This is a genomic window from Coprobacillus sp. AF33-1AC (genome assembly GCF_003475785.1).
Classification (GTDB): domain Bacteria; phylum Bacillota_I; class Bacilli_A; order Erysipelotrichales; family Coprobacillaceae; genus Faecalibacillus.
Map to the genome: position 1 here is coordinate 1 of NZ_QRQB01000002.1, position 13,343 is coordinate 13,343.

Annotated in this window: 13 protein-coding genes and 1 pseudogene; 3 read left to right on the plus strand and 11 right to left on the minus strand. The window is 32.2% G+C overall.

The window, feature by feature from the left end; all coding sequences use genetic code 11:
• The first annotated feature begins 164 nt into the window (after window positions 1-164).
• On the plus strand, window positions 165-1,853 hold the full coding sequence (locus tag DWZ53_RS01195; protein ID WP_004797841.1) for an IS1634 family transposase: 1,689 nt from the start codon (window positions 165-167) through the stop codon (window positions 1,851-1,853).
• A gap of 46 nt (window positions 1,854-1,899) precedes the next feature.
• Here the strand turns inward: DWZ53_RS01195 and DWZ53_RS01200 are convergent, their stop codons facing one another.
• The 6 genes and pseudogenes from DWZ53_RS01200 to DWZ53_RS01225 all read right to left on the minus strand — a co-directional run bounded on the left by DWZ53_RS01200 (window position 1,900) and on the right by DWZ53_RS01225 (window position 6,881).
• Complete coding sequence (locus tag DWZ53_RS01200) at window positions 1,900-2,589, minus strand: glycoside hydrolase family 125 protein (protein WP_118431195.1); 690 nt, start codon at window positions 2,587-2,589, stop codon at window positions 1,900-1,902.
• An 86-nt stretch (window positions 2,590-2,675) separates the two neighbouring features.
• A pseudogene (locus DWZ53_RS01205) lies at window positions 2,676-3,443 on the minus strand (aldo/keto reductase); the annotation flags it as partial.
• An 83-nt stretch (window positions 3,444-3,526) separates the two neighbouring features.
• Window positions 3,527-4,117 (minus strand): TetR/AcrR family transcriptional regulator, encoded by a 591-nt coding sequence (locus DWZ53_RS01210; RefSeq protein WP_158568144.1) that lies wholly within the window; start codon window positions 4,115-4,117, stop codon window positions 3,527-3,529.
• A gap of 105 nt (window positions 4,118-4,222) precedes the next feature.
• A complete protein-coding gene (gene gltA, locus DWZ53_RS01215; protein ID WP_118431198.1) occupies window positions 4,223-5,611 on the minus strand; it encodes an NADPH-dependent glutamate synthase in 1,389 nt (462 codons plus the stop codon).
• Window positions 5,611-6,459: a sulfide/dihydroorotate dehydrogenase-like FAD/NAD-binding protein gene (locus tag DWZ53_RS01220; protein WP_118431200.1), complete on the minus strand. Its 849-nt coding sequence runs from the start codon at window positions 6,457-6,459 to the stop codon at window positions 5,611-5,613. The genes gltA and DWZ53_RS01220 overlap by 1 nt, the downstream gene beginning before the upstream one ends.
• Before the next feature lie 140 nt (window positions 6,460-6,599).
• Window positions 6,600-6,881, minus strand: a complete 282-nt coding sequence (locus DWZ53_RS01225; protein ID WP_118431201.1) for a PTS sugar transporter subunit IIB — start codon at window positions 6,879-6,881, stop codon at window positions 6,600-6,602.
• A 139-nt stretch (window positions 6,882-7,020) separates the two neighbouring features.
• On the opposite strand from DWZ53_RS01225, the gene DWZ53_RS01230 reads away from it, so the two are divergent.
• Window positions 7,021-7,809: a Cof-type HAD-IIB family hydrolase gene (locus DWZ53_RS01230; RefSeq protein WP_118431203.1), complete on the plus strand. Its 789-nt coding sequence runs from the start codon at window positions 7,021-7,023 to the stop codon at window positions 7,807-7,809.
• Window positions 7,810-7,811: 2 nt separating this feature from the next.
• Window positions 7,812-8,786 carry a Gfo/Idh/MocA family protein gene (locus DWZ53_RS01235; RefSeq protein WP_118431205.1) on the plus strand — a complete coding sequence of 325 codons (975 nt, stop codon included), beginning with the start codon at window positions 7,812-7,814 and terminating at the stop codon, window positions 8,784-8,786.
• A 28-nt stretch (window positions 8,787-8,814) separates the two neighbouring features.
• Here the strand turns inward: DWZ53_RS01235 and DWZ53_RS01240 are convergent, their stop codons facing one another.
• The 5 genes from DWZ53_RS01240 to DWZ53_RS01260 form a co-directional block, all read right to left on the minus strand.
• Complete coding sequence (locus DWZ53_RS01240) at window positions 8,815-9,819, minus strand: aldo/keto reductase (protein ID WP_118431207.1); 1,005 nt, start codon at window positions 9,817-9,819, stop codon at window positions 8,815-8,817.
• A gap of 147 nt (window positions 9,820-9,966) precedes the next feature.
• Entirely contained in the window at window positions 9,967-11,079 is a 1,113-nt protein-coding gene (locus DWZ53_RS01245; protein ID WP_118431209.1) for a 5-methyltetrahydropteroyltriglutamate--homocysteine S-methyltransferase, read from the minus strand.
• A 104-nt stretch (window positions 11,080-11,183) separates the two neighbouring features.
• On the minus strand, window positions 11,184-11,960 hold the full coding sequence (locus DWZ53_RS01250) for a sulfite exporter TauE/SafE family protein (RefSeq protein WP_118431211.1): 777 nt from the start codon (window positions 11,958-11,960) through the stop codon (window positions 11,184-11,186).
• Entirely contained in the window at window positions 11,960-12,391 is a 432-nt protein-coding gene (locus DWZ53_RS01255) for a MarR family winged helix-turn-helix transcriptional regulator (protein ID WP_118431213.1), read from the minus strand. The genes DWZ53_RS01250 and DWZ53_RS01255 overlap by 1 nt, the downstream gene beginning before the upstream one ends.
• 89 nt (window positions 12,392-12,480) lie before the next feature.
• Window positions 12,481-13,338, minus strand: coding sequence for a Cof-type HAD-IIB family hydrolase (locus DWZ53_RS01260; protein ID WP_118431215.1), 858 nt, complete (start codon window positions 13,336-13,338; stop codon window positions 12,481-12,483).
• Between the last annotated feature and the right edge of the window lie 5 nt (window positions 13,339-13,343).

A 13,343-nucleotide genomic window follows, 5' to 3' on the forward strand; every position in this document is an offset into this window, starting at 1 on the left:
CCCGTCTTTAGAGGTTTGCACCATGAATGTTTAGAGGCTATTCTGAGAAAAAGTTGAGATTCTCCAGTATTTATCGTTGTTTTTTGTGCTTTAAATTTATTTTATTTTTTTATTTATTTGGTATAATTATGGTGTAAACGTGTAATCTTTGGAGGACACTTTCTATGGCCTATTTTCTTAAAAAAACAAAACGAAATGACAGACTTTATCTTTCCATCTATGAGAGTTTTTATTCTCCAGAAACCAAGAACACCCGACATAAAAGTTTTCGTAAAATTGGGTTCGTTGATGCTCTTATCGAACAGGGTATAGATGATCCAATCTCTCATTTTCAGAAAGAAGTAAATGAACTGAATTCTAAACGGGAGACAGAAAAGTGTCGCATCAACTTTCAACAGATTTCTGACGTTTCACCAGAACTGTGTCTGGGTTATGTGCCAATTGCGAAAATCTTGAACATACTGGATGTAAAAGAACATTTTGGGTATTTAAGTTCTTCAAGGAAGTTCGAGTTCGATGTATATGATGTCTTTTCCGCTCTTGTATATGCTCGTGTTGTTGCGCCTTTATCCAAACATCAGACTTTTCATGATATTCTTCCAAAGCTATATGTTCAAAAAAACTTCAGTTATGATCAACTCCTGGAGGGCTTGGAATTCATGGGCGAAGAATATGAGAAACTGGTTGAAATACTAACCGTTGCGACTGATGACAATTTTATTCTGGATTCCAGCCGTTCTTATTTTGATTGTACAAACTATTACTTTGAAATCGATAAGGAATCTACTCTTCAAAAAAGAGGTCCTTCCAAAGAAAATCGAAGGGACCCTATTGTGGGAATGGGCCTTCTTTTAGACGCACAGATGTTACCAGTCGGCATGAAGATATTCCCAGGCAATGAATCTGAAAAGCCGGTCATGCGTGATCTAATCCACGATTTGAAATCAAGAAACAATATCAAGGGCCGTACCATCCAAATTGCTGATAAAGGCCTTAACTGTGCTAAAAATATTATTGAAGCTATCGATAATGGAGATGGCTATCTGTTTTCGAAATCTGTAAAAACCCTTCCTGAAAGAGAAGGACAATGGGTTCTTCTTGATGACGGATTCGAAACAGTGTTTAATCAGAACGGAGAACCCGTTTATAAAATCAAGGAATGCATCGATACGTTTACCTATTCATACAAGGATGATTACGGGAATGTCATAACTCGTAATATAAAAGAAAAAAGAACAGTTACCTATAACTTCAGTCTCGCGAAGAAGAAACTGATGGAAATCAATAGAATGATTGAAAAAGCCAAGGCACACCGTGCATGCCAGGCCAAAAAAGAAGAATATGGTGAATCATCAAAATATATGCAGTTTCTAGATGATCAGGGAAAAAGTATAAAACCCCAGCTAAATCTAAAAGCTATAGCCAAAGACAAAGAACTAGCCGGATATAATATGCTCGTAACATCTGAAATCAATATGTCATCAAAAGACATATACAATGCTTATCATCAGCTTTGGCAAATTGAAGAATCCTTCCGCATCATGAAGTCCGAACTTGATACACGTCCGGTCTATCTACAAAAAGAAAATCGGATCAAAGGGCATTTCTTCATCTGTTACACAGCCGTGTTATTATCACGAATCCTTCAATTCAAGATTCTGGAAAATAAATACTCAGCAAGTACAATATACGATTTCATGAGAAAATTCCGAGTTGTAAGAATCAACTCAACAAGATTCATAAATCTATTAACCAGCAAAGAATTCGTAACAGATTTATCCAAAAAATTAAATCAACCAATAACAAATTATTATCTAACAGATAAACAAATAAAAATGATGCATACTCGATAATCAAATATCGAGTGTTGCACCATTTTTTACTATTCAACCTCTAAAGTCAGGTAAGATAATTAAAACGACAAGCATCATCACTTGGTCTAAAAGCACTCCATGTCATTCCAGTTTCATTAACCGGTAACCCTTTTCCTTTTCTTTTTAATGTTTCTGTTTCTTCACGTTTCCAAGTTCTGGCAATCGGTCTTTCAAAACGATAAGTTGAAAGGCTGTGATCTTGTTCTAATACAAATGTATCCGCGATTTTATGCATGGCTTTTAAAAAATCAGGCGTAAAAATATCGTATCGTTGACTTTGTTTATAAAACTGATATGCTAAACGAACTGGATAGCATAATGAATCAACTTCGTATTTTCTTTCCCAAATCATCGGATTCATGTCTGTACAATCATAATATTCTCTTTCATAGACCGGGTTTAAATTAAAAGCATTAGCATAAGGATCTAATAAAATACATTGAACCTGTTTATTAATAAGTCCCGCAATTAAATCGGATAATTCTTGATCTTTTGATACAAGAGGTAAATAGTGATTCACTTGAGCAGAAGAATCTCGTAACCACATAGCAGGAATATCTCCTGTAATGACAAAAGTTTCATTATCATTAACTTTTTTTAAAGTTGTTTCAATCGTTGAAACAAAACATTGTTTGAACATTTTTAATAATACAGGATTATCTTTTAATACATAATCTGCTTGTTTTAGTACTTCCTTAATTTGTGATGTTATCATAATTAGTCTCCTTTATCTTATTATATAATAAGATAAAAAAATAAAGAAAGATTTTCATAAAATAAAAAGCACTTTCGTGCTTTTTATTAATCTTCAATAACAAAGGCATTTCTAAGCATCTCTTCAATACCTGGTGCTTCAGGATCATGAGATGTTTTACCTGTATCTAATTGTCTCATTTCACTTTCAGTTAAAGAAAAATCAAAAATATCAATATTTCCTTTAATACGTTCTTTTTGTGAAGATTTAGGTAAAACAATCAGTCCATCTTGTACTTCAAATCTAAGGATGATTTGTCCGGCATTCTTATGATATTTATGAGCTAATTGTTGTACTAAAGAATGATTTAATAGTTCTTTATTACCATGTCCTAAAGGATAATAACATTCTAATTTGACATCATCTTGAGCCATAATCTTTCTTAATTCTTTTTGTTGACAAAAAGGATTACATTCTACTTGGTTCACTGCCGGTTTGGTTTTGAAATGAGGTACAAATTGATTCCATAGATGAGGTGTCATATTACTTACACCAATAGATTTAATTTATCCTTTTTCTTTTGCCTCTTCTAAAGCTTTCCATGCTCCTAAAACATCACCATAAGGTTGAGGAATTAAATATAAATCAATATATTCTGTTCCTAATTTTCTAAGTGATCTTGCAATTCCTACTTTAGCTTGTTCATATCCATAATCTTGTAACAACAATTTACTTGTAATAAAGATTTCTTTTCTATCAATACCACTATCTTTAATAGCTTTCCCTACATCTTCTTCATTGAAATAAGCAGCGGTATCAATTAGACGATATCCTGCTTTAATAACTTGATAAACTGATTCTTCACATTCTTTTTCATCTGTAACTTGGTAAACACCAAATCCTTATAATGGCATTTTTAGACCATTATTTAATGTTACATATTCCATTTTTTATCCTCCTATTGGTAATCTTGTAATAATATTTTAAGTTCATATTGACAATAATGTTCCATCATAGAAACTAAAGAACGTTCTTGACCCAGAATACACCAAGATGCTACAGCACCATAATACTGATTCATCATCATTTCAGTTAGAATTTCTACCGGTGTTGTTTGTTTTAATTCTTTTTGATCAATTCCATTGTTTAAAATTGAAAGAATATTATCATAATCAAAACGATATTTTCTGGTACCTGCTTTTTCTTCTTGTAAAGGAGCAACAGCGCCTTTCATCCATTGTCTCGCTACTGATAAACTATTTTTTTCAATAATCTTTACTGATTGTATAAGATAATACGAAAGTTGTTGTTCAACTCCTTGAATACGACTTACATCATCCTTTAAAAAAGCATATTCTTGAAAATCTATTTCTAAAATAACATCTTCTTTACGTTTAAAGTGTGTATAAAAACTTCCCTTAGCAATACAGGCCTTCTTTGTGATTTCTTCAATACTGATTTCTTCGGGACTTTTTTGTTCAAGTAATTGCTTAACAGCCTCAATGATCTTCTTTTTTGTTTCTAATGCTGCTTCTTGTCTTTTCCCCATATTCATCCTCCTGCCTATAATATAACGCATTCATTGACTAAGGTCAACGAATGTGTTCAACTAAGTGATATAAAAAAAGCTATTCAATTAAGAATAGCTTCTCTATTATTTATTTTTTAAATATTCATCCATAGCTTGAGCTGCTTTTTTACCAGCACCCATAGCTAAGATAACTGTTGCTGCACCAGTAACAACATCGCCACCAGCATAGACACCATCTTTAGATGTTTTCATTGTATCTTCTTCAACGATAATTCCACCCCAAGATTGGCAATCTAATCCAGGAGTTGTATGCCTAATTAATGGGTTAGGACTTTGTCCAATCGCAACAATAACAGTACCTGTTTCAATTGTGAAGTTAGAACCTTCTTTAGCGATTGGTCTTCTTCTTCCAGATGCATCAGGTTCACCTAATTCCATTTCAATACATTCCATAGATTTAACCCAACCATCTTCACCATTGATTTTAACTGGATTTGTTAGTAATTTAAAGATAATACCTTCTTCTTTAGCGTGATGTACTTCTTCAGCACGAGCAGGTACTTCTTCAGGTCCACGACGATAAACTATATAAACATTTTTAGCACCTAAACGTTTTGCTGTTCTCGCTGCATCCATAGCTACGTTACCAGCTCCAACGACACATACTGTATCTGTAATCTTAACTGGTGTAGGATGTTCTGGGAATTGATATCCTTTCATCAAGTTAACACGTGTTAAGAATTCATTGGCAGCATAAACACCATTTAAGTTTTCTCCTGGAATTCCTTGGAAACGAGGAAGTCCAGCTCCACTACCTACGAAAATTCCTTGATATCCTTGTTCTTGTAATTCATCAATTGTGATTGAACGTCCTACAACAACGTTTGTTTCAAAATCAACACCTAAAGCAGCAACTCCATCTACTTCTTTTTGAACTAAAGATTTAGGTAAACGGAATTCTGGAATACCATAAGATAAAACTCCACCTGTTTTATGTAAAGCTTCAAATACAGTGACATCATATCCTTTTTTAGCTAATTCTCCAGCACAAGTGATTCCTGCTGGTCCAGATCCAATAACCGCTACTTTCTTACCGTTCTTTTCAATATTTAATTCTACATTTTTTCCATGTTCACGATGATAATCAGCAACGAATCTTTCTAATCGTCCAATCGCAACAGATTCTGCTTTTTTACCACGAATACAATGTCCTTCACATTGATTTTCTTGTGGACACACACGACCACAAATTGCAGGTAAAGCATTTTCTCTAGTAATTGTAGAGTAAGCTTCATCAAATTCTCCTGCAGCTACATGTTGAATAAATTCAGGAATAGGTACCCCTACTGGGCATCCTTCCATACAAAATGGTTTTCTACAGTTTAAGCAACGTGTTGCTTCTTCCATAGCCATTTCTTTTGTATATCCTAAAGCAACTTCTTCAAAGTTTTTATTTCTTACATTAGGATCTTGTTCAGGCATTTTAACCTTATTTGGTGACATATTAGGCATTATTTTACACCTCCCATTAAATTACAGATACGGTCTGCTTTTTCATCAACAACGTGTTCTTCTTCTTTAAACATTCTTTGACGAGCCATTAATTCATCAAAATCAACTTGTAATCCATCAAAATCAGGACCATCTACACAAGCAAATTTAATTTTACCATCAACTGTAACACGACAGCATCCGCACATTCCAGTTCCATCAATCATAATAGGATTTAATGAAACCATTGTTTTAATATTTTGAGGTTTAGTTACTCCAACAACAGCTTTCATCATCACTACTGGTCCAATAGCGATAACTTCATCAATAGGATCTCCACTATCAATTAATTCTTGTAATTTAACAGTACCAAATCCTTTTTCTCCTAAAGATCCATCATCTGTCATTACATACACATTTTTACAGAATTCTTTGAATTTATCAGCCCATAATACATATTGTGCTTCACGTCCACCGATGATGACATCAACATCAACACCCATTTGAGCTAATTTCTTTAATTGTGGATATAAAGGTGCACTTCCTACCCCACCAGCAATACCAACAACATGTTTAGATTTATGTAAATCTGTTGGTACACCTAATGGTCCAACGAAATCAGTGATTTCATCGCCTTCTTCTAATTTTGCTAATTGTTTAGTTGAATAACCAACAATTTGATAAATAATCGTGATTGTTTCTTTTTCACGATCATAATCAGCAATGGTTAATGGAATTCTTTCACCATCTTCTCCAACTCTTAAAATAATGAATTGGCCAGGTTCGCATTTTCTTGCTACCATTGGCGCATGTACTTCCATTAATTCAACAACATCATTTAGTCTTTCCTTTTTGACTATCTTGTACATTTTGGTTCCCCCAGTCTTTCTATACTAATAATAATTATATCGTTAAATGCCTTAAAAAACAATGACCTCTAGACATTCTTGTGATAATATTCACTCAATTTAGTTTGAACATAAAAAAAAAGGACTTTGTCCTTTTCCTCCTATTTCGTATCTATTAATTGAGTTGCGTATTTTAAAATACCATCACCATTTAATAAACCAAAATCTCTTAATGAAATGACTCCTACCGGTACTTTTACTACTGTTTTAATACCTTCTAAATCACCTTCTCGTTGTGGTGTGAGTAACACCACATCTGCTTCATCCATCTTTTGATTAAGATTGACTTCTATATCTAAATATCGGCTTTTCGCTGCCTCTTCGATTTTTTTTACAAGCATACTTCCAGAAAAACCTGGCTTACTTAATAAAGTAATCCTCATTTTTCATCCTCCTAACTTCTACTTTTTTATAGAATAACACAATTTATCATAATAATCTTCAATTATTGTTTTCGAGTATAGAAAAAATGACATAAATTGATTTTTTCTATTATAATATTGGTCATAAGGAGTTTAAAGTATGCAAAAAAGGAAAATATTATTTTTTGATATTGATGGAACATTATTAAGTGAAAAAACACATACAATTCCATCCAGTGCTATTCAAGCATTAGAAAAAGTAAAAAAACAAGGACATCTCATTTTTATTAATACAGGTAGACCCATTTCTACTATTGATCAATGTATTCAAGATCTTCCTATAGATGGTTATATATGTGGATGTGGTACTTATATTACTTATCATGATCAAGTTTTATATCACCATACCTTAAAATCAGAACGTTGCTATGAAATTGCTCATCTTATTAAAGAAAATAAAATAGATGGTGTTTTAGAATCTTATGATGGTGTCTATTTTAATCAAAACATTAAAAACAATGATTTAAAAGAAATGAAAGAACGTTATCTACAAAGAAACTTTCCTGTCTATGACATGAATCATCCATACCTTCAATTTGATAAATTTGCTGTATGGTTTGATCATAACATCAATGATTTTAGAAAAAACATCTTACAAGATTTTGATATTATAGAAAGATCTCATGAAATGTTAGAAATTGTCCCTCAAGGACACTCTAAAGCTACAGGAATTCAATTTCTTGTTGATTATTTTCATAGCCATTTAGATGATTGTTATGTTTTTGGTGATTCTTATAATGATGAATCCATGTTACGTTATGTTAAACATTCTATCGTCATGGCTAATGGCGATCAAGCAATGAAAGATATTGCTTATTTTATAACAAAAGATATTGAGGAAGATGGTTTAGCTTATGCCTTAAATCACTTTCATTTAACAGGAGAATAAAGATGGAAAAATTAAATTGGGGAATAATTGGTTGTGGTACCATTGCTCATGAAATGGCACAATCAATGTTAGATATGAATCATGAGATCTATGCCGTATCTCATCATAACAGCATGGAAAAAGCATTAGATTTTGCTATGAAGTATAAAATAAGAAATGCTTATGCTACAGTAGATGATTTATTAGCTGATGAAAATATTGATATTGTTTATATTGCTTCACCTCATAATAGCCACTATGACATTATGAAAAAAGCTATTTTAGCTAATAAACATATCTTATGTGAAAAAGCCATTACTGTAAATGATCGTCAATTAGAAGAATTAGTTGTTCTTGCTAAAGAACATCATGTCGTTATTCAAGAAGCAATGACGATTTATCATATGCCACTTTATAAAAAATTAAAGGAAATTATTGATGATGGTGCTATTGGTAAAGTCAAAATGATTCAAGTTAACTTTGGTTCATGTAAAGAATATGATGTGAATAATCGTTTCTTTTCTAAAGAACTAGCCGGTGGTGCTTTATTAGATATCGGTGTTTATGCTACTTCCTTTGCACGCTATTTCTTATCATCTAAACCAAATACTGTTTTAACTACTGTGGACTATTTTGAAACCGGTGTTGATGAACAATCTGGTATTATCATGAAAAATCAAGATGGGCAAATGGTTGTGATGGCTCTTACAATGCGTGCTAAACAGCCTAAACGTGGTGTCATTGCCGGTGAAGAATGTTTTGTTGAAGTCAATGTTTATCCTCGTGCCAGTAAAGCAACAATCACTTATACAATCGATGGACATCAAGAAATTATTGAAACTGGCGATAGTCAAAAAGCTTTACAATATGAAGTCATTGATATGGAAACAGATGTTATCAACCATACCGGTGAAGATGTATTACAATTAAGTCGTGATGTTTCTTCATTACTTAGTGCTATTCGTTGTCAATGGGGTATGACTTATCCTTTTGAATAATAAAAAGAACTTGTCGTAAGACAAGTTCTTATTTATTTTGACCCCAATCTTTCATTGAACCACCTTGATATTCAACAATACCACGATGACCATGACATTCAATATGATTAAGTGATTCTTCTAATTTTTTAAATTCTTCATCAAATAATTCAACTTGACAAGCATCCAAATTTTCAATAATTCTTTCTTTATTTTTAGAACCTAGAATAGGTACAACATGAGGATATTTTTTCAACATCCAAGCTAAAGAAATTTGGGCATTAGTAGCATGTTTCTTTTTAGCGTATTCGTTTAATAAATCAATAACAGGCTGATTAGCTTTGATATTTTCATTTTTTAATTGAGGAACAAATACCCGAACATCATCTACTTTTTCAAACTGTGAAGTCGATGTTACCTTTCCTGATAAAAAGCCTGAAGCAATAGGTGAAAAAGGAACCAAGCCAATATTGTGTTTTAAACAATAAGGTATAACTTCCTCTTCACAATCTCTTTCCAACATATTATATAAATTTTGTACTGCCGATACAGGTGTAATTTCATGTGCTTTTTTTAATAATTTTTTATCTACTTGTGATAAACCCCAACCACGAATCAATCCTTCATCAATCAATTTACCCATAGCTTTGGCTACTTTTTCAATAGGAACCTGTAAATTAACACGATGTAAATAATAAAGATCTACATAATCTGTTTGTAATGCTTTCAATGAAGCTTTTAAATGTCTTTTACATACCTCATACATATCTTCATTGACTTCATCATCATGAATCTTTAATTTAGTCGCTATGACAACTTGATTCCTTACATCTTTTAAAGCTTCCCCTACGATTTCTTCATTATGATGTTCATAGTATAAAACATTTCCATAACCTTCTGCTGTATCAAAAAAAGTACAACCATGCTTATAGGCTTGTTGAATTGCCTCAATAGCGTATTGTCTTGAAGGGATTTGACCATAACCGTGTGAAAATGCCATACATCCCATTCCTATTGATGATACCTTTATATTACCTAAATAACGTGATTCCATTTTTATCATTTCCTTTCCATCAATCATTAATGCTTTTTATAATTTATCTCTAATTTTAATATACCCATTTCAATGACTTGAGTCAACGAAAAAAGTCAATTAAACATTATAAAAAAACTATTCCATAAAGAATAGCTTTTTATTGTTTTAATTTTTTCCCCAAACTTCTTCAGCAATTTCTTTGACTAATTTAATTTTAGCCCATTGTTCTTCATCAGTAAGAAGGTTTCCCTCTTCAGTTGAAGCAAAACCACATTGTGGTGATAAAGCTAATTGTTGTAAAGGTACATATTTAGCTGCTTCATGAATTCTAGCAATAATATCTTCTTTATTTTCTAATGTTGCTTCTTTAGAAGTGACTAAACCTAAGACAACTTTTTGATCTTTGATATAGCGTAATGGTTCAAAACCTCCAGCACGTTCACTATCATATTCTAAGAAGAAACCGTCCACATGACATCCACCAAATAGTGTTTTTGCCACCGGTTCATATCCCCCAGAAGTAAACCATGTTGATCTAAAGTTACCTCTACAAATATGCATTGTAATGACCATATCATCAGGTTTGACTTCTAACGCTAAGTTAATCATATCAACATATTTTTTAGCGATTTCATCAACATCAATCCCTCTTGCTTTGTAAGCTTCTCTTTTTTCTTTTGAACAGAATTCTCCCCATGAAGTATCATCTAATTGTAAGTAACGACATCCTGCATTATAAAAAAAAATAATTGCTTTTTGATACGCTAAAGCAATATCACGATATAAATCATCTTCATTTTGATAACGTTCAATTGGTTGATAGTTTTCTTCTCTCACACAACAAATCAAATGCAACATAGATGGTGAAGGAATACATTGTTTAACTTCACTATCTTGAACTATTGATTGCATAAATCTAAAGTGTTTTAAAAATGGATGATCTTGAGGGAAATCAATTTTATCAACAATTTTTAATGTTTGACTTTTAGGTTGATGTCCCTTAAAAGCAATAGAAAAATGATCAACTGATACACGTTCTACACCTTGTAATCCCCATAAAAAATCTAAATGCCAAAAAGCACGACGATATTCACCGTCAGTTACCGCTTTTAATCCTGCTTTTCTTTCATTATCCACTAATTTTTCAATACTTTGATTTTCTACTTTTTCTAATTCTTCTTGTGTGATATTCCCTCTAGCAAATTCACTTCTTGCATTTTTAATTTCTGCATTACGTAAAAAGCTTCCGACAATATCATATTTATATGGTGCTTTCATTTAAAAATCTCCTCATTTATACTTTATATTCATAAAGTATAAACGAAGAGATAATAAACGTATAATATAAATATTATTCACTTATCTATAGTTAGAAACTATATCTATTTCAACAAAGAGAAGATAAAAATCGACATTCCAAGGACAACAAGGACGACCCCTGTAGCACGATTTAGCGTTTCTGGCGTTGCTTTATTAGCGAACAAGGCTGCAATTCTTGCCCATATAAGAGTAAAGATAATACATAATATCCATACTGTTATATCCGGCATACCACCAATCATAAAGTGAGAAACAGCACCAGTTAAAGCAGTAAAAGTCATAATAAAAACACTTGTTCCTACAGCCGTTTTTAATTCATATCCCATGACAGTCGTTAAAATAAGGAGCATCATCATGCCACCACCAGCTCCAATAAAACCACAAATGAACCCAATCATCATCCCGCATAAAATAGATTGTTTGGCTCTTTTTTTAGAATCAACATTGTTCATTGTTTCTTTTGTTGTCATAACCGGTTTGACAATAAACTTAATTCCAAGTAAAAATGTCATAAAGACCGAAAAGTTTCCCATCGTTGTTGAAGGAAGTAAACTGGCTACATAACTTCCTACAACAGTAAACAATAAAACACTCACCATCATTAATAATCCATTTTTAATATCTAGATTTTTATTTTTACCATAAGTATAAGCAGAAATGGCACTAGCTAAAACATCTGATGATAAAGCTATGCCTACTGCCATATAAGGATCCATATTCAAAAATGCAATTAACATCGGACTAATAACAGCCGCCGCCGACATCCCAGCAAATCCCGTTCCTAGTCCAGCTCCCATTCCTGCAAAAAAAGTCACTATTAAAACATTAACTATATTCATCATTTAGCCTCCTTTAATTCATCTAAATTCTTTTCTATCATTTGTAAGATTTCATTAAATAATGCTTGTTGTTTTGCATCAATACCTTGCCACATTGTTTGAAAGAATTGCTTTTGAAACTGTTGTCCTTTTTTGATAACTAGCTTGGCTTTTTCACTGCAAACAAGTTTAATTTTTCTACGATCTCCCGGTATAGCCAATCTTTTTAAATAACCTTCATTGACTAATTTATCTACATTAACTGAAACTAAATTAGCTTTAATTTTCCTGATTTCTACAATATCTCGTGCACTTTTATATTCTGGATGATTCCCTAAAAACATTAAAATATCAAATGCAGTTTGTGGTAAATTTAATTCTTTGCATATTGATTTACATTGTTGATGATAAACAAGATCTATCTTTCTAGCAAATTCTAACCCTTTATTCATCTTATCTCTTCCTTTTTGAATAGTTCGTTTTTGAACAATTATAATTCTTTATCACTTCTTTTGTCAAATAAAAAAAGGTGGTTACCCACCTACTTCATTAAATCATCTATTGCTTCACCTAAAATACCTTGGTCGTGATGACAACCTATTTTATATGCCTTATTCTTGATTTCATCATCCGCATTACTAGGCGCATAAGAATAAGGGAAAATATCAAACATCGTCCCATCATTAAGACCATCACCTAAAACAATGACTTCTTCTTTTTTAATTCCTAATAGTTGAATTGCTTTTTCTAAAATTAAACCTTTTTGTGCCTTTTGATGCGTTACTTCAACATTATCTTCAAATGAAGATAAATAAGCAATTCCTGATAATGAAGCTAATTGTTTTTTAGCTTCTTTAATTAAATCAACATCTAACGAATATGATTCCACTTTAATAATATCTAAATCTTCTTTTAGAAATTGTTCTTTAGAAACCATCGGTTTTAAATTCATACAAGGACTATCTTTTCTTTTTCCTTGAGGAGTAAAGTCTTCATAAGGTACATGTAAATGTTGGCATGTTCTTTCAATAAAACAGTTTTTAGAATATTCTGGATCTAAAGCATAGTAGCCTTTTGTCGTAAAAACAATATAGGGTAAATGTAGTTGATCAAATATATCAGTAATTGGTAAGAAGTGTTCTTTATCGAGATAAGCCGACATTAATACATGGCCATTTTGATCTACAAATTGGGCCCCATTTCCTAGCACCATATAATCAGCTTTTAAATGATAAATATCGGTTGCTTCTTTCATTGAAGCCCAGTCACGCCCTGTTGCTATACCAAACAAGGCACCTTGACTTCTAGCGTAATCAATAGCGTCTAAGTTTCTTTGGCATATACTACTATCACTAGAAAGCAATGTACCATCCATATCGGTCATAATTAATTTTATCATAATTG